Below are 14,416 nucleotides of genomic sequence, written 5' to 3' on the forward strand. Positions count from 1 at the left end.
GTTCGACCAGACCGCAACGCCTACGCGAACCGGGCGAGGATGCTCGGGTATGGCAGACGCAGTCGAGACACTGGGCGAACTCGACGGCTGGCAGGGCGACGACTACGCCGCCCGGGTCCACTACGAGGGGGCCGGCGAGCGCTACAGCATCGAGTACTACGCGCCGAGTGACTGTGTGGTGTACTGGAAGGTGAAAGGCGACGGCCAGACCGCGGTGCCGGTCGGCCGGGACACGGTGCCCGACCCGCTCCGGACGCGCATCCGCGAAGACCTGGCCGAGGCGGGTATCGATCCCGAGGTCGAGAGCCGGCAGCTCTGAGTCGGCTCCTAACGACTCGTTCAGGCGTTCTCTGCGGGGACACGAGATGGTAACAGGTTCATACCTATACCTTCCTGTGGGTTCTAGTTCCCCATGGTGTCTGGGCACAGTGAAGATGTATTCTGCGATGGATGCGGCCAACTCGTGTTCGACGGGTCGGGATTCTTCTGCGCCTGCGAGATGGCCGGGTTCGAGGGCGAGGCGATGGCGGAGAACGTCGCGGCCGACGGGCTGTCCGCGGTCGCGAGTTCCGTCCTGCAGTTCAACACCGCGCCGGTCGGCAGCGAGACGGTCCACGGGCGCGACTACCTGGTCGCGCTTCGATTCGTCGAGGTCGACGGGGGCGTGTTCTGCTGTCCGGAGTGTCGCGTGAACACCGACGAGTAGTCGGGAACTGGGCGCCGTCGGCTGGTTCTCTCCCCGTCGCGACACGGAGTGGCGGCAACTGTTTCGATTCGTAACAAGCCTTTTCAATTGGAAACCCTAGCGAGAGAACAATGGAACTTCACGACGAAGACGACGACCCGTTCGAGGAACAACGGGAACAGGCGGAGAACGCCATGAAGCGGCTGTTCCTCGAATACGGGTCGAAGAACCGGCTCGCGTTCGTCGTCGGGCTGCTCTCCAGCGTCGTCGCCCGGTTGCTGGACCTCATCCCGACGGTGATGCTGACGCTGGCGATCGACGCCATCTTCCGCGACGAGCAGGCGTTCACGCTCCTGTTCGTCCCCGACGCGTGGCTCCCACAGACGGAGGCCGGGCAACTGTGGCTCTCTGCGGGGCTCATCGCCTTCGGCTTCTTCGGCGGGGCCGCCTTCCACTGGACGCGCAACTGGGGATGGAACTCGTTCGCCCAGCACATCCAGCACGACATCCGCACAGACACCTACGACAAGATGCAGCGCCTGAACATGGACTTCTTCGCCGACAAGCAGACCGGCGAGATGATGTCCATCCTCTCGAACGACGTGAACCGGCTCGAACGGTTCCTGAACGAGGGGATGAACTCGGCGTTCCGGCTCTCGGTGATGGTGGTCGGCATCGCGGGTATCCTCTTCTACTGGAACTGGCAACTCGCCATCGTCACCGTCGGCGTGGTCCCTCTCATCGCCCTCTTCACCTACAAGTTCGTCCAGACCATCCAGCCGAAGTACGCCGACGTGCGCTCGTCGGTCGGGAAACTGAACTCCCGGCTGGAGAACAACCTCGGCGGCGTACAGGTCATCAAGACCTCGAACACCGAGGACTACGAGTCCGACCGCGTCGACGACGTCTCGAACGACTACTTCGAGGCGAACTGGGACGCCATCGACACCCGCATCAAGTTCTTCCCGGGTCTGCGCGTGCTCGCGGGCGTCGGCTACGTCATCACGTTCCTCATCGGCGGCCTGTGGGTGTTCGCCACCGCGAACGGGAACCCGGCGCCGGGGCCGTTCACCGGCACGCTCTCCGTCGGTGAGTTCACCGGGTTCATCCTGCTCTCCCAGCAGTTCATCTGGCCGATGGCCCAGTTCGGCATGATCATCAACATGTACCAGCGTGCTCGCGCCTCTGCCGAGCGCATCTTCGGCCTGATGGACGAACCCTCGCGCATCGAGGAGGACCCCGACGCCGACGACCTCGTCGTGGATGACGGCGACGTGGTGTACGACGACGTGACCTTCGGCTACGACGAGGAGGAGACCATCATCGAGGAGGTGTCCTTCGAGGTCGAGGGCGGCGAGACGCTCGCGCTGGTCGGGCCGACCGGGGCCGGCAAGTCCACGGTGCTCAAGCTCCTGCTCCGGATGTACGACGTGGACGAGGGGAGCATCAGCATCGACGACCAGGACCTCCGCGGCGTGACCATCCAGAGCCTCCGCAAGCACATCGGCTACGTCTCGCAGGACACCTTCCTGTTCTACGGGACCGTCGAGGAGAACATCACCTACGGGACGTTCGACGCCTCCCGCGAGGAGGTCGTCGAGGCCGCGAAGATGGCCGAGGCCCACGACTTCATCCAGAACCTCCCCGAGGGCTACGACACCGAGGTCGGCGAACGCGGCGTGAAGCTCTCCGGCGGGCAGCGCCAGCGCCTCTCCATCGCCCGTGCCATCCTGAAGGACCCCGAGATCCTCGTGCTGGACGAGGCGACCTCCGACGTGGACACGGAGACGGAGATGCTCATCCAGCGCTCCATCGACGAACTCGCCGCGGACCGGACGACGTTCGCCATCGCACACCGGCTTTCGACCATCAAGGACGCCGACAAGATCCTGGTGCTGGAGGACGGCCGCATCAAGGAGCGCGGGACCCACGAGGAGCTGCTCTCGAACGACGACCTGTACGCCCACCTCTGGGGCGTGCAGGCCGGGGAGATAGACGAGCTGCCGGAGGAGTTCATCGAGCGGGCCCAGCAGCGCCAGGCCCGGACCGAGGTCGGCGACGACTGACCGGCCGCCGGTCGACGCGACGACCGGCCTATCGCCAGGCCTCGAGGTCGACCACGCTTTCGGCGTCGACGGTCAGCCAGGTCGTGAGCGCGTCCTCTTCGCTCACGTCCGCGGGGAAGAACGTCACCTCGACGCCGCCGTCGGTGGGCTCCGCGATGGCCGCGAGCGCACCCGCCGGACCGCTGTCTGCGTCTACGTCTCGCGCGTCGTCGAACTCGATGGATTTCCCCTGCATGAGTGTCCTGTCGTCCGTGGTGGACGACATACCCGAGTGTTCGTCGAGTTGGTATATAAACTCGGAGCCTATGTCCCGGTCGCTGGGAACCCCCCGCAGGCAGGTTCATATACTGACACAGAGAATATATTCCAAATGATACACGAACGGGCGACGGCCCTCGCCACCTACTGTGAGCAGCGCGCTGGTGACTACTTCCGCGGGGCGCTGGTGTACGACGACGTGGGGTTCGAGCTGGTCCACAGCAGGGAGGACCTCGGCCACCTCTTCGGGGACGAGGTAGTCGGGAAGATCGTCGACCACCTCCGCGAGCTACACCGGGTGGAGGACGGCCGCCCCGACATCCCGGGGCTCGGGGACTTCGAGTCCGGCGTGTACGCGTTCGCCGAGAGCATCGTCGTCCACTTCGCGCTCGCGGACGGGAAGGGCGTCGTCGTCGCGCTCGACCCGGCAGCCGGGAGCCAGCTGATGGGGTTCGTCCGCGAGTGCCGGCGCACGCTCCAGGACCTCTCCGCGGCGTAGCCCGCGTCCTGGTGCCGTCTGGTGTTCTGTCTTAATCGTGTGAGAATATACATTGGCATATAATGACTCATATACTATCCTAATATCCCAATACCTAGATTCATATGTCTCTTTCCAGAATCTGTAGATGAACATGTCAAGTGCGCCCGACACCTCGACACCCACGTGGAGCAACCCGAACGTCTGCCCGTTCTGCGGGACCGAACTCGCCGACCCCGGCGCAGGCTTCGTCGACCACCTCACCGACAGTAACGACTGCAAGGACGGGTTCGAGATGTGGCGTGGCAACATCGCCGACGACATCGCCGGCGGCTGGTCCGGGTAAGCGCGGTCCCGACGACGCGGCTCTCTCTCCTCTCTGTTCTCCACCATCCGAGCGACAGGGCCGGGAACGGTGGCCTGAATACGCGGCCGGCCGTGGCCCGAGGTATGCACCTCACCGAGGCGACCTGGACCGACGTCCGTGACGTGGACAGCGACGTGGCCATCCTGCCGGTCGGCAGTACCGAACAGCACGGCCCGCACGCCCCGCTCGGCACAGACGCACTGAGTGCTGCCGAGATCGCGGCGCGAGCCGAGGAGCAGGCCGACGAGGAGCTGGTCGTGGCCCCGGTCGTCAGCGTCGGCATCGCCGAGGAGCACCGCCACTTCGACGGGACGCTGTGGGTCTCGGAGGACACCTTCCGGGCGTACGTTCGCGAGACCATCGAGAGCCTCGCCCACCACGGCTTCGAACGCATCGCGGTGGTGAACGGCCACGGCGGGAACGCTGCGGCAGTGCGAGAGGTCTGTTCGCGGGTGACCCGCGACGGAACGGCCTACGCGGTCCCCTACACGTGGTTCGACACGGTCGACGCCGACCTGCTGGAGAACCTTGGTCACGGCGGCCCCATCGAGACGAGCGTCGTGCAGGCCATCGACGCCTCGCTCGTCCACGAGGACCGCTTCGAGGAGGCCGCAGCTGGCGCTGGCGAGCGGTTCGGTGAGTGGGTCTCGGGCGTGAACATCGCGTACGACTTCGCCGAGTTCGCCGAAAGTGGGAACGTCAAGGACCCGAGCGACGCGAGCGCGGCACACGGCGAGGCCGTGCTGGCGGACGCGGTCGCGAAGCTACTGCAACTGCTGGACGCCATCGCGGACCGGTAGCCGACCGCGACGGGCTCTCGATCAGTCGTCCGCTGCCGCTTCCTCGGCCTCTGCCTCGTCGGCGTCGTCCTCCTCTGTCGCCTCGTCGTCCGCGGCGTGGGCGTCCTCCAGCGTGCTCCGGAGGCCGGGGACGGTCGAGGTGAGTTCGCCGACCTGCTCGCCGGCGTCGCCGATGTCCTCGATGACGGTCTCGAGTCGTTCGAGTTCCGCCTCGAGGTCGTCGGCATCGTCGAAGGCGTCGGCGCGCTTGCCCATCGTGAACCACTTCTTGGCGTCGCGGAGGTGCTCCTCCGCGTCGCCGGTGTCGAGTGCCGACCGCAGGCCGTTGAGCACGCCGAGGACGTTGTCGGCGTCCGTCTCCCACACGTCGTCGGCGTCCGGGAGTTCCGCCCAGGCGTCCGCCAGCGAGGACTCGACGTCCTCGCGCATCTCGGAAGCGGCCTCGCCGAACAGGTCGTCGTCGTTCAGGGTCGATTGACTCATACCAGAGGGTTCGGCGCCCGGCGGGTTAAATACCTGCCTCAAAGTGAAAGTGGAATCGCACTCGACGGGGGCTGTCGTGGCCGAATCGCACCCGAGAATCGAAACTACCTATCTCCCCACCGGGTCGATACGTTCCCGTCAGTCCTCGGCGACGGAGTCGACCCGCATCATCGGGTAGTCGCCCTCCATCGACATGCTCGTCTCGACCGTGGTGCCCTCGTACTCGATGGTCATCGTCACGTCGGCGAACCGCCCGGTGAACTCGGTGTACTCGGCGCTCTGGTCGGCGAGTTCGGCCTCGATGCGGTCGGTCCGCATCGTCACCTGCACGTCGGCGCAGTGGGGCTGGTTCTCGATGGCTTCCTCCATCGCTCGGCCGAGGCTCTCGGCGCTCTCCGGGCTGACGGGCGTGCCCGCGAACTGGTGGTACAGCGTCCCGAACTTGATGCCCGCTTCGAAGCAGGCGGTCTCGCTTTCGGTCGGGTCCATGCTCGACGTGTCGCGGGCGGGGTGGAAGTCGGTTCGGGTTCCGGGCGCCACCACGCCTCCGATATGGGACGGGTCAGGGAAGCGGCGCCGCGTCGACGCTCCGGATGGTCGGCAACTGTGGCCCCACCTCGGCCCAGGTCGCACCGCGGTCGGTACTCACGACGAGCTGGGCCTCGCCGGCGTAGTGGGTCGCGTGGAAGAGGGTCCGGGCGTCGGTCGGATGGGTCGAGAGGAGGTTGCAGCCGACGACCGAGGCCGGCGGGACCGCGCCGACGCTGGTCCAGGTCCGCCCGCCGTCGTCGCTGTTCCAGACCCCGGCGGTGTCCGCGGTCGGGTCGGGGGCGGCGTCGACGAACAGCCGGCCGTCCGCGCTCTGGACGAGTTCTTTCACGTACATCCCGTCGAAGCGGTCGATGCGGTGCCACTCGGTCGCGTCCTCGCTCCAGAGGAGGCCGCCGGCCGCGTCCCCGGCGGTCCCCGCGGTGACGACGAAGCGACCCTCGACCAGCGCGGTGTCGTGGGCGTCGATGCCCGGGAGTGCGTCCTCCCACGTCTCGCCGCCGTCCCTGGAGAAGAGGACCGCACCGTGTTCGACCGCGGCGAGCAGCGTCGCGTCGGCGACGGTGATGCCGTGGACGTGGCCGGCGGCGAACGGGTCGTGGCCGAAGGACCAGTCCTCGCGCGTCGGGAGGGTCGCGAAGTCGCTCACCGTCTCGAAGCCGTCGTCCCCACCCGGTCGGCCGTGGAACAGCCCCGGCGGTTCGGTGCCGACGTAGACCGCGTCCGGGTCGGCCGGGTCCCGCGTGACGCCCCACACCCACTCGTCGGCGAAGCCGACCGTCCTGGCCCGGTCGCCGGCGTCGGTCACCCGGTGGAGCCCCCACCCGCGCAGGCCGCAGCCGACCGCGGCGACGTCCGGGTCCCCCGGGTGGACCGACACGTCACGGACCGTCTCGCCCGCGAGCGACCGGCCGACGCGGTCGACCTGCTCGCCGTCGACGTCGAAGGTGAACAGTCCGTCGTCGGTGCCGACGTAGACGCGGCAAGCGGGGAGTGTTAACATGCATCAAGTATTGCCGAGCCACCCCGATGTACGACTGCCTTGAGGAATCAAGGTGGTGTGGCGAACGCGCGGCCTCGTGGCCGGTGCGTACGGAATCGTATCCTACTTACCACCCCCGGACGTTGCCACAACCGAATGGACGACACCGTTCTGCTCACCGGTGCAGGCGGCCGTGTCGGCACCGCGATACTGGCCGACCTCGCGGCGGCGTACGACTGGCGACTGCTCGACCGTGACCCGCCGACCGACGAGTCGGCCTACCCCGGTGAGTTCGTCGTCGCGGACGTGAACGACGAGGATGCCATCCGCGACGCGATGGACGACGTGGGCGCGGTCATCCATCTCGCGGGCGACCCGCGTCCCGACGCCCCCTGGAAGTCCGTCCTCGAGAACAACATCGACGGCACCCACACCGTCATGCAGGCGGCGGTCGACGCCGGCGTCGAGAAGTTCGTCTTCGCCTCCTCGAACCACGCCGTCGGCGCCTACGAGACCGACGAGCGCACGCCGGACATGTACCGGCCCCACGACGACTTCCGCCTCGACGGCACGGAACTCCCCCGCCCGAAGAACGTCTACGGCGTCTCGAAGGCCACCGGTGAGACGCTGGGACGCTACTTCCACGACATGCACGACCTCTCGGTCGTCTGTGTCCGTATCGGCAACCTCACGAAGGACCACCCGCCGAAGGACTACGAGCGCGGGCAGGCGATGTGGCTCTCCTACCGGGACTGCGCGCACCTCTTCGACCGCTGTCTGCAGGCCGACTACGACTACGAGATCGTCTACGGCATCTCCGACAACGACCGCAAGTACTACTCCATCGATAGGGCAAGAGAGGTGCTGGGGTACGACCCACAGGACAACTCCGCCGAGTTCGCCGACGACTGATCACCCGAACAGTCCCTCGACGTCTGACTCCTTGCTTTCGCGCTTCGAGACGTGTCCCTCCAGTCGCTGGTAGACCAGCCCGCGGTTCTCGGGGTCGGCGACGAAGTCCCGGAGCAGGCTCTCGAACCGCCCCAGCTCGGCGCCGTCCTCGCGGTCCTCCCTCGCGAACCGGACCGCACTCGCCAGCACCTCTTCGTCGTAGGGGCCGTCCTCGGCGTACACCCGCGCCGCGACCGCAACCGCGGCCAGGTCGAGGTCGTCGACGGTCACGACCGCGCCCTCGTGGCGGAGAGTCGGGAGCGACCGACGCTCGACGACCTCGGGGTCGGCTTCGAGCGCGGCGAGGATGCGACGCACCCGCGGCACGTCGATACCGCGGTGGTCGGCCGGCAGCCCGGCGAGGTACCCGCCCGCCGACGCGGCGAGGCCGACACACCCCGTCCAGTTCCGGTTCGCGGCGTGGTGGAACGCGGCCGTGAACTGGATGAGGCCGTGGAGCAACCGCTCGTCCTCGTGCCCGTCGGGCAGGTCGAGCCAGTGGTCCTCCCAGGCGTCGTGGGCGTCGTGCAGGTCGCCAGCGTTGTAGATGGCCAGCCCCGCACGCAGATGGTCGCGCATACCTCCCCTCGGATTCGAGTTCCCAAAAGACTGACTACTCGTGGGATGACTTGAGTTCGAACTCACTCGGTTCCGCGAGCGATAGGTGCTCACGCTGGCAATACCAACTTTCCGTCACCCTTACCTTTCTTGCTACCTTACTGATAGACACAAGAGAACACACGACACAGAGATACCAGCGTGTAGACTCTTCCCGGAGGACACAAACGATGGAGTACAGGCGAACGTGTGTCGCGTGCGGAACGCGATTCCATATGACCGGCAAGTACCACGGCAACTACTGCACCGAATGCCACCACGAATGGCTCGACATCCAGCGCGAGCGCCCCTCGGACACGCTCTCGGTTCCGAAACCGCGGCACCACTGGGGGCGTCGGCCGAGACGACCCGCGTGGGAGCCACCCGAGCAGCGGGAGGACGTCGAGGACGACGAACTCGAGGAGTGAGTCCACGGCGGCCCGTGGCGGCGACAGAGGACTCTCTGTGCCGACGTTCGTTCGGTGGGTGACGACCGCTGGTGCTGTTTCTCTGGTCGTGACGGTCGATTCTCGAGCTACGCTCGCAGCAGCGCTGCTCGCTGCTCAAACCTCCGTGAAACCGTTCGCCGAACGCGTACTGCTCGCTCCGCTCGCAGTGTAGCGTTCGGTAGAAACGTCCTGACGGAGTCTTGCGCGAACGAAGTGAGCGCAAGGCTCGTCGGGCGTGAGTGGAGCGAACGTCCTGACGGAGTCCTACGCGAGCGAACGCGAGCGTAGGGCAAGTCAGGTCGTGAACAGAGCGGGAGCAGAGCTCCCGCAAGCAATCGGTGACTGCGTCACCGATGACGAAGTGAACGTCCTGACGGAGATTTGAACTCCGGTCCCTGGCTCCGCAAGCCAAGAGGATAGTCCACTACCCTATCAGGACTCAACTCTACGTACCGCGGATAAGAATAAGAGGGTTACGATGTGTTCGCCCTCCGACGCCTGCGGACACGGCACACGATTCGCGGGAGGGGCCCAAACTGAAAACAGATTTTCACCGTGCGAAAGGACTTTGAAATAAGGGGTCGTCTCTTCTCTCATGAAGCGACGTGCGTTGTTGAAGCGGACGGCAGCCCTGGCGACGGCCGGCGCGCTGGCCGGCTGTGTCGGCGGTGACAGCCTCGGCGGTGTGGACGAGGAGACCGACACGGACACCGAGACGCCGACCGAGACGCCGACCCCGACGGACCAACCGACTCCCCAGCTCGACTCCCAGTCCATCGAGACCACGAACACGGGCTGTGGCTCCGAGGGCAGCGCGAGGGTGGCCTTCGGCGAGGCCGACGTCGAGGTGACCGGGGCCATCATGGCGTCCACGCCGTGCCACGAGGCCGTGCTACAGGACACGACGCTCGACGCCGAGGGGAAGACGCTCACCGTCACCGTCGGAGTGCAGGACGACGGCTCCGACGCGTGTACCCAGTGCATCGCGACCGTCGAGTACGCCGCGACGCTCGGGTTCGCGAACGGCCTCCCCGAGACGGTCGAGGTCGTCCACGAGAGCCAGGGGCAGACGACGACGGTCACCACGACGTCCCGCTGACCCCAGTCCGCCCTACCGCACCCGGCTGCCGTCCCACACCGACCCCGAGCCTTCTTGTACGAGGGGGCGGCAAACGGCGGTGATGCACACTCAGGACGGACCGGCGAAACCGACAGACGAGAGCGGGGTCTCTCGCCAAGGACAACGCTTAAGCGCGCCCCTTCCCTGCGAATTGATACGATTATGGGTGCGATAGAGGACGTCTACGAGGACCTCGACGCCGAGGAGGTCACACTGGAGGAGTTCCGAGAGGCGGTCGAGGCCAAGGTCGAACAGATGGGGGGGCTCGCCGACGACGAGACGGCGGCGATGCTCATCGCCCACGAACTGGAGGACAAGGAGGTGAACGGCATCTCCGACATCAGCCCCGGCATGCAGGAGGTGAAGTTCATCGCCAAGGTCACCGCCATCGGCGAGATCCGAACCTTCGAGCGCGACGGGGACGACCCCGACGGGAAGGTCGCCAACGTCGAGGTCGCCGACGAGACCGGCCAGGTCCGGCTCTCGTTCTGGGACGAGAAGGCCGACGCCGCCGAGAACGAACTCGAGGTCGGGCAGGTCCTGCGCGTGAAGGGCCGCCCCAAGGAGGGCTACAACGGCATCGAGGTCAACGTCGACGAGGTCGAGGTCGACGAGGACGCCGAGGTCGACGTCGAGATCCTCGACGCCTACCGCATCGACGACCTCTCGCTCGGACTCTCCGACGTGAACCTGAAGGGGCGCATCCTCGACACCGAGTCCATCCGCACCTTCGACCGCGACGACGGCTCGACGGGCAAGGTCGCGAACATGGTCCTGGGCGACCCGACCGGGCGCATCCGCGTCACCATGTGGGACGGACAGGCCGACACCGTCGAGGAGGTCGACGCCGGCATGACCGTCGAGGTGGTCGACGGGTACGTGCGCGAGCGCGACGGCCAGCTCGAACTTCACGTCGGCGAGCGCGGCGCCATCGAGGAACTCGACGAGGACGTCACCTACGAGCCCGAGAGCACCCCCATCGCCGAGGTCGAGATCGGCCAGACCGTCGACATCGCGGGCGTCATCCGGTCGGCCGACCCGAAGCGCACCTTCGACCGCGACGACGGCTCGGAGGGGCAGGTCCGCAACGTCCGCGTGCAGGACGACACCGACGACATCCGGGTCGCGCTGTGGGGCGACAAGGCCGACTACGACCTCGGTCCGGGCGACCGCGCCGCCTTCGCCGACGTCGAGATACAGGAGGGCTGGCAGGACGACCTCGAGGCCTCCGCTGGCTGGCGGTCGAGCGTCACCGTCCTCGACGACGACGCCGACACGCCGAGCAGCGCGAGCGCCGGTGCAGGTGGTGACGACGCGGCCGACGCCGAACAGGCGACCGGCCTCGACGCCTTCGGCGACGACGGCGGCAGCGAGGGCGGGTCCAGCGGCGCCAGCGCCGAGAGCAGCGACAGCACCGAGACGACCAGTGCCTCCGGCGGCGGCGCGACCGCGTCGCTGCAGGAGGAGGCCGTCGAGTTCACCGGGACCGTCGTCCAGGCGGGGAACCCGGTCATCCTCGACGACGGCGAGGAGACGATGAGCGTCGAGACCGACGCCGACGTCCACCTCGGCCAGGAGGTCACCGCCCGTGGCACGGTCACGGACGGCGTCCTCCACGCCGACGACGTGTTCTGAGCCGGCGTTCCGCCCTAACGCCGGTGATGAACGCGCCTACGGAAAACTACAAAGGGACGGGATGATTCGTTTTCGGGTATGAGCGTTGAGCTACCGTTCGCCCCGGTGGACTCCATCATCCGACGGAACGCAGGCGACCTCCGGGTCAGTGCAGACGCGGCCGAGGAGCTCGCCCGCCGGATTCAACAACACGGCGCCGCCCTCGCCGAAGACGCGGCGGAGGTCGCCACGGCGGACGGTCGGAAGACGCTGATGGCGACGGACTTCGGGGTCGAAGCCGACATCGACAAGGACGAACTCGAACTGCCGGTCGCCCCGGTCGACCGCATCGCCCGCCTCAACATCGACGACTCCTACCGGGTGTCGATGGACGCGCGCATCGCGCTCGCCGACATCCTGGAGGACTACGCGGACAACGTCGCGGCCGCAGCGGCGAAACTCGCACGGCACGCCGACCGACGAACCATCAAGGGGGAGGACATCGAGACGTACTTCTCCCTGTTCGAATGAGATGAGATTCGGTTACAGCCCACGGTGTCTCGACCACGACACGGGCACGCGACACCCGGAGACGCCGGACCGCCTCCGGGCCATCCGGGAGGGACTCAAGCGAAAGCACGGCGTCGAGTACGTCGACGCGGAGCCGGCCACGATGGACGAGGTCACCGCGGTCCACGAGACGGACTACATCGAGGAACTCGAGGAGTTCTGTGCGAACGGCGGGGGCGACTGGGACCCCGACACCACCGCCGTCGAGGACTCCTGGGAGGCAATCCTCCAGAGCGCCGGCCTCGCGCAGTGGGCCGCCGAGTCCGCACTGGACGGCGAACAGGGCCGGGACACCCCCTTCGCCATCGGCCGGCCGCCCGGCCACCACGCGGTCTACGACGACGCGATGGGCTTCTGTTTCGTCAACAACGTCGCGGTCGCCGCCCGGTACGCGCTCGACGAGCGCGACATCGACGGCGTCGCCATCGTCGACTGGGACGTCCACCACGGCAACGGCACGCAGGACATCTTCTACGACGACGGCGACGTGTTCTTCGCCTCCATCCACGAGGAGGGCCTCTACCCCGGCACCGGCGACCACGACGAGACCGGCGAGGGCGAGGGCGAGGGCGCGACGATGAACGTCTCGCTGCCTGCGGGCGCGGGGACCGCCGACTACGAGGCGGTGTTCGAGCGCTGCGTCGAACCCGCCATCGAGCGCTTCGACCCGGACCTGCTACTCGTGAGCGCCGGCTTCGACGCCCACCGGCACGACCCCATCTCGCGGATGCGCGTCTCCACCGAGGGCTACGCGCTGTTCACCGACCGGCTCCGCGCCCTCTGTGACCGCGTCGACATGCCCATCGCCTTCGTGTTAGAGGGCGGGTACGGGCTGGACGTCCTCGCCGACGGCGTCGCGATGGTCCACGAGACCTTCGACGGGCGCAAACCCATCGACCCCGACGAGGACGTCTCCGACGACGTCTCGGCGTGCATCGACGAGGTCCGCGAGATTCACGGCCTCGGCGAGAAGTAATCCGCCAGCTCGATTCCGAACTCCGCTGCCAGCGCCGTGACCTCCTCCCCGACCAGCACCTCGTACTCCTCCCGGAGCGCCGACTCCACGTGGGCACCCAGCGCCACGTCGAACAGCCGGTCCGAGTCGAGCAACTCCCGCGGGGTCCGGACGTCGCGCTTGCGCTCGACCACGTACCGGTCGTCCTCGATGAACGGCCCGTAGGCCTCGGAGTCGGCGTACTTCTCGTAGAACCCCGTCGCGTGCTGGCGGACGTACACCGGCGGGCCCTGGTGGCGCTCGACGGCCGGCCGCTCCGCGACCGCGCACTCGACGAACAGCACGGCGGACTCGTCCGCGAACGTCTCCCACCGGAGTGGGTCGAACCCGCGGCGTTCGAGTTCGTTCGCGACGCCCATGAGCGAGCGCCGGAGCTGTGGCCAGAGCTGGTCGTCGACGAGGTCGGGCGCGTCGAACCGGACCGCGACCGGCGTGGTCCCGCGCTCCTCGACCTGCTCGCGAACCCCCTCGGCGTCCAGCGCTCCCGTCGAACTGGGGAAGAACCGCTCGACCGTCGGCTCGTCGAGGAACGCCCGGGCGTGGTGTTGCAGGCGCGCGAAGTTCTCCGCCGAGAGCACCGCCGCCACGTTGCGCTCCGGGTCGGTCGGGTCGATGACGACCAGCGGGTCGTCGAACTCCTGGGCCGCGTGGTCCTCCGGGTCGAAGACAACCGGCGGCTCCCAGTCCGTCGCCGCCTCGAGGAACGCGCGGAACCCGCCGCACTCGTAGATGAGCAACTCGGTCAGGTACCCCGAGAACCCCTCCGTACGGAGGTTGCTGCCGTAGACGCCGATACCCTTGAGGAACTGCTTGGCGACGCGGACGTCCGCGGCCAGCGACTCGTCGAGATGCTCGCGCAGGTACTCGTTGTGGAACGGCGTCCGGTCGACCGCCGACCGGATGGCCGGCGCCTCGGGCACCCGGAAACACGGCACGAGGTCGATGTCGAACCCCTCGTACTCGCCCTTGATGTAGGGGTGCTCGGCGTACTCTTCGTGCCCGTCGGGCAGCACCGCGTGCCCGACCGCCAGCCCGTACTCCTCCAGGGTCTCGCGGTCGAGGTCGGCCGGGAACCGCACGAACACGTCGATGTCGCGGTCGCCCGATATCCACGTCCCCCGCGCGGTCGACCCGACCTGCATCACGTCCGCGCCGGGACTGTACTCCGCGACCGCTGTCTCGGCCCGTTCGATGATCTCGTCAGCGGCCGCCCGGAGCTGCTCGCGCTCCTCGGGCGACGGGTCCACCCGCTCGCGAACCGCCGCGACCGTCTCCTCGAACGCGTCCTCGCTCATGTTCGTCGGATACAGGCCCGCCCGGTAAACGGGTATCGATGGGCCAGCACCCCCTGTACGTCACGGGATACCGTGATACACCGCCGCCCTAAAGCGAAAGTCTCTTTATATTCGCCCGGATTATCTGCAAATGCAGC

The 14,416-nt window shown here is 67.4% G+C and carries 18 protein-coding genes and 1 tRNA gene; 12 read left to right on the forward strand and 7 right to left on the reverse strand.

Annotated features, from left to right (window positions below; all coding sequences use genetic code 11):
• Nucleotides 1-49: 49 nt before the first annotated feature.
• The 3 genes from NOV86_RS12715 (at nucleotide 50) to NOV86_RS12725 (ending at nucleotide 2,751) form a co-directional block, all read left to right on the forward strand.
• On the forward strand, nucleotides 50-319 hold the full coding sequence (locus tag NOV86_RS12715; protein WP_267641831.1) for a DUF7538 family protein: 270 nt from the start codon (nucleotides 50-52) through the stop codon (nucleotides 317-319).
• A gap of 144 nt (nucleotides 320-463) precedes the next feature.
• Entirely contained in the window at nucleotides 464-706 is a 243-nt protein-coding gene (locus tag NOV86_RS12720) for a hypothetical protein (RefSeq protein ID WP_267641833.1), read from the forward strand.
• A gap of 110 nt (nucleotides 707-816) precedes the next feature.
• A complete protein-coding gene (locus NOV86_RS12725; RefSeq protein ID WP_267641834.1) occupies nucleotides 817-2,751 on the forward strand; it encodes an ABC transporter ATP-binding protein in 1,935 nt (644 codons plus the stop codon).
• Nucleotides 2,752-2,779: 28 nt separating this feature from the next.
• Here the strand turns inward: NOV86_RS12725 and NOV86_RS12730 are convergent, their stop codons facing one another.
• Nucleotides 2,780-3,016, reverse strand: coding sequence for a DUF7511 domain-containing protein (locus NOV86_RS12730; RefSeq protein WP_267641835.1), 237 nt, complete (start codon nucleotides 3,014-3,016; stop codon nucleotides 2,780-2,782).
• A gap of 105 nt (nucleotides 3,017-3,121) precedes the next feature.
• Here NOV86_RS12730 and NOV86_RS12735 point away from each other — a divergent pair, with 105 nt between their 5' ends.
• From NOV86_RS12735 to NOV86_RS12745, 3 genes are all read left to right on the forward strand, one after another.
• Nucleotides 3,122-3,508 carry a DUF7522 family protein gene (locus tag NOV86_RS12735; RefSeq protein WP_267641836.1) on the forward strand — a complete coding sequence of 129 codons (387 nt, stop codon included), beginning with the start codon at nucleotides 3,122-3,124 and terminating at the stop codon, nucleotides 3,506-3,508.
• A gap of 133 nt (nucleotides 3,509-3,641) precedes the next feature.
• Nucleotides 3,642-3,833 (forward strand): DUF7501 family protein, encoded by a 192-nt coding sequence (locus tag NOV86_RS12740; RefSeq protein WP_261649688.1) that lies wholly within the window; start codon nucleotides 3,642-3,644, stop codon nucleotides 3,831-3,833.
• A 104-nt stretch (nucleotides 3,834-3,937) separates the two neighbouring features.
• Entirely contained in the window at nucleotides 3,938-4,654 is a 717-nt protein-coding gene (locus tag NOV86_RS12745; protein ID WP_267641837.1) for a creatininase family protein, read from the forward strand.
• Nucleotides 4,655-4,675: 21 nt separating this feature from the next.
• Here the strand turns inward: NOV86_RS12745 and NOV86_RS12750 are convergent, their stop codons facing one another.
• The 3 genes from NOV86_RS12750 to NOV86_RS12760 all read right to left on the reverse strand — a co-directional run bounded on the left by NOV86_RS12750 (nucleotide 4,676) and on the right by NOV86_RS12760 (nucleotide 6,689).
• A complete protein-coding gene (locus NOV86_RS12750) occupies nucleotides 4,676-5,137 on the reverse strand; it encodes a DUF5790 family protein (RefSeq protein WP_267641839.1) in 462 nt (153 codons plus the stop codon).
• A 138-nt stretch (nucleotides 5,138-5,275) separates the two neighbouring features.
• The gene (locus tag NOV86_RS12755) at nucleotides 5,276-5,626 is read right to left on the reverse strand and encodes a dihydroneopterin aldolase family protein (protein WP_267641841.1); all 351 of its coding nucleotides are present in this window, start codon (nucleotides 5,624-5,626) and stop codon (nucleotides 5,276-5,278) included.
• Between the two features lie 73 nt (nucleotides 5,627-5,699).
• Nucleotides 5,700-6,689 carry a WD40/YVTN/BNR-like repeat-containing protein gene (locus NOV86_RS12760; protein WP_267641842.1) on the reverse strand — a complete coding sequence of 330 codons (990 nt, stop codon included), beginning with the start codon at nucleotides 6,687-6,689 and terminating at the stop codon, nucleotides 5,700-5,702.
• Between the two features lie 135 nt (nucleotides 6,690-6,824).
• Between NOV86_RS12760 and azf the strand changes: the two genes are divergently transcribed.
• A complete protein-coding gene (gene azf / locus NOV86_RS12765; RefSeq protein ID WP_267641843.1) occupies nucleotides 6,825-7,580 on the forward strand; it encodes an NAD-dependent glucose-6-phosphate dehydrogenase Azf in 756 nt (251 codons plus the stop codon).
• Here the strand turns inward: azf and NOV86_RS12770 are convergent, their stop codons facing one another.
• Nucleotides 7,581-8,198, reverse strand: coding sequence for a DUF309 domain-containing protein (locus NOV86_RS12770; protein ID WP_267641844.1), 618 nt, complete (start codon nucleotides 8,196-8,198; stop codon nucleotides 7,581-7,583). It lies immediately after the preceding gene.
• Nucleotides 8,199-8,407: 209 nt separating this feature from the next.
• Here NOV86_RS12770 and NOV86_RS12775 point away from each other — a divergent pair, with 209 nt between their 5' ends.
• Entirely contained in the window at nucleotides 8,408-8,644 is a 237-nt protein-coding gene (locus NOV86_RS12775) for a DUF7564 family protein (protein ID WP_438266719.1), read from the forward strand.
• 387 nt (nucleotides 8,645-9,031) lie between these two features.
• On the opposite strand, the gene NOV86_RS12780 is transcribed toward NOV86_RS12775, so the two are convergent.
• Nucleotides 9,032-9,104, reverse strand: a tRNA-Arg gene (locus NOV86_RS12780).
• Between the two features lie 156 nt (nucleotides 9,105-9,260).
• Here NOV86_RS12780 and NOV86_RS12785 point away from each other — a divergent pair.
• The 4 genes from NOV86_RS12785 to NOV86_RS12800 all read left to right on the forward strand — a co-directional run bounded on the left by NOV86_RS12785 (nucleotide 9,261) and on the right by NOV86_RS12800 (nucleotide 12,945).
• The gene (locus tag NOV86_RS12785; protein ID WP_267641846.1) at nucleotides 9,261-9,764 is read left to right on the forward strand and encodes a hypothetical protein; all 504 of its coding nucleotides are present in this window, start codon (nucleotides 9,261-9,263) and stop codon (nucleotides 9,762-9,764) included.
• A gap of 183 nt (nucleotides 9,765-9,947) precedes the next feature.
• On the forward strand, nucleotides 9,948-11,420 hold the full coding sequence (locus NOV86_RS12790; RefSeq protein WP_267641848.1) for a single-stranded DNA binding protein: 1,473 nt from the start codon (nucleotides 9,948-9,950) through the stop codon (nucleotides 11,418-11,420).
• Nucleotides 11,421-11,498: 78 nt separating this feature from the next.
• Complete coding sequence (locus NOV86_RS12795; RefSeq protein ID WP_267641851.1) at nucleotides 11,499-11,930, forward strand: histone family protein; 432 nt, start codon at nucleotides 11,499-11,501, stop codon at nucleotides 11,928-11,930.
• A gap of 1 nt (nucleotide 11,931) precedes the next feature.
• Nucleotides 11,932-12,945 (forward strand): histone deacetylase family protein, encoded by a 1,014-nt coding sequence (locus tag NOV86_RS12800; RefSeq protein WP_267641852.1) that lies wholly within the window; start codon nucleotides 11,932-11,934, stop codon nucleotides 12,943-12,945.
• Here the strand turns inward: NOV86_RS12800 and cca are convergent.
• Nucleotides 12,924-14,279: a CCA tRNA nucleotidyltransferase gene (cca, locus tag NOV86_RS12805; RefSeq protein ID WP_267641853.1), complete on the reverse strand. Its 1,356-nt coding sequence runs from the start codon at nucleotides 14,277-14,279 to the stop codon at nucleotides 12,924-12,926. The genes NOV86_RS12800 and cca overlap by 22 nt on opposite strands.
• Between the last annotated feature and the right edge of the window lie 137 nt (nucleotides 14,280-14,416).

It is taken from the genome of Haloarchaeobius amylolyticus, assembly GCF_026616195.1.
GTDB classification, from domain to species: Archaea; Halobacteriota; Halobacteria; order Halobacteriales; family Natrialbaceae; genus Haloarchaeobius; species Haloarchaeobius amylolyticus.

What these genes read in the sequence shown, in the direction of transcription:
- NOV86_RS12715 (WP_267641831.1), top strand. Translation starts at nt 50, where the DNA reads ATGGCAGACGCAGTCGAGACACTGGGCGAACTCGACGGCTGGCAGGGC.
- NOV86_RS12725 (WP_267641834.1), top strand. Translation starts at nt 817, where the DNA reads ATGGAACTTCACGACGAAGACGACGACCCGTTCGAGGAACAACGGGAA.
- NOV86_RS12730 (WP_267641835.1), bottom strand. Translation starts at nt 3,016, where the DNA reads ATGTCGTCCACCACGGACGACAGGACACTCATGCAGGGGAAATCCATC.
- NOV86_RS12735 (WP_267641836.1), top strand. Translation starts at nt 3,122, where the DNA reads ATGATACACGAACGGGCGACGGCCCTCGCCACCTACTGTGAGCAGCGC.
- NOV86_RS12740 (WP_261649688.1), top strand. Translation starts at nt 3,642, where the DNA reads ATGTCAAGTGCGCCCGACACCTCGACACCCACGTGGAGCAACCCGAAC.
- NOV86_RS12745 (WP_267641837.1), top strand. Translation starts at nt 3,938, where the DNA reads ATGCACCTCACCGAGGCGACCTGGACCGACGTCCGTGACGTGGACAGC.
- NOV86_RS12750 (WP_267641839.1), bottom strand. Translation starts at nt 5,137, where the DNA reads ATGAGTCAATCGACCCTGAACGACGACGACCTGTTCGGCGAGGCCGCT.
- NOV86_RS12755 (WP_267641841.1), bottom strand. Translation starts at nt 5,626, where the DNA reads ATGGACCCGACCGAAAGCGAGACCGCCTGCTTCGAAGCGGGCATCAAG.
- NOV86_RS12760 (WP_267641842.1), bottom strand. Translation starts at nt 6,689, where the DNA reads ATGTTAACACTCCCCGCTTGCCGCGTCTACGTCGGCACCGACGACGGA.
- azf (WP_267641843.1), top strand. Translation starts at nt 6,825, where the DNA reads ATGGACGACACCGTTCTGCTCACCGGTGCAGGCGGCCGTGTCGGCACC.
- NOV86_RS12770 (WP_267641844.1), bottom strand. Translation starts at nt 8,198, where the DNA reads ATGCGCGACCATCTGCGTGCGGGGCTGGCCATCTACAACGCTGGCGAC.
- NOV86_RS12775 (WP_438266719.1), top strand. Translation starts at nt 8,408, where the DNA reads ATGGAGTACAGGCGAACGTGTGTCGCGTGCGGAACGCGATTCCATATG.
- NOV86_RS12785 (WP_267641846.1), top strand. Translation starts at nt 9,261, where the DNA reads ATGAAGCGACGTGCGTTGTTGAAGCGGACGGCAGCCCTGGCGACGGCC.
- NOV86_RS12790 (WP_267641848.1), top strand. Translation starts at nt 9,948, where the DNA reads ATGGGTGCGATAGAGGACGTCTACGAGGACCTCGACGCCGAGGAGGTC.
- NOV86_RS12795 (WP_267641851.1), top strand. Translation starts at nt 11,499, where the DNA reads ATGAGCGTTGAGCTACCGTTCGCCCCGGTGGACTCCATCATCCGACGG.
- NOV86_RS12800 (WP_267641852.1), top strand. Translation starts at nt 11,932, where the DNA reads ATGAGATTCGGTTACAGCCCACGGTGTCTCGACCACGACACGGGCACG.
- cca (WP_267641853.1), bottom strand. Translation starts at nt 14,279, where the DNA reads ATGAGCGAGGACGCGTTCGAGGAGACGGTCGCGGCGGTTCGCGAGCGG.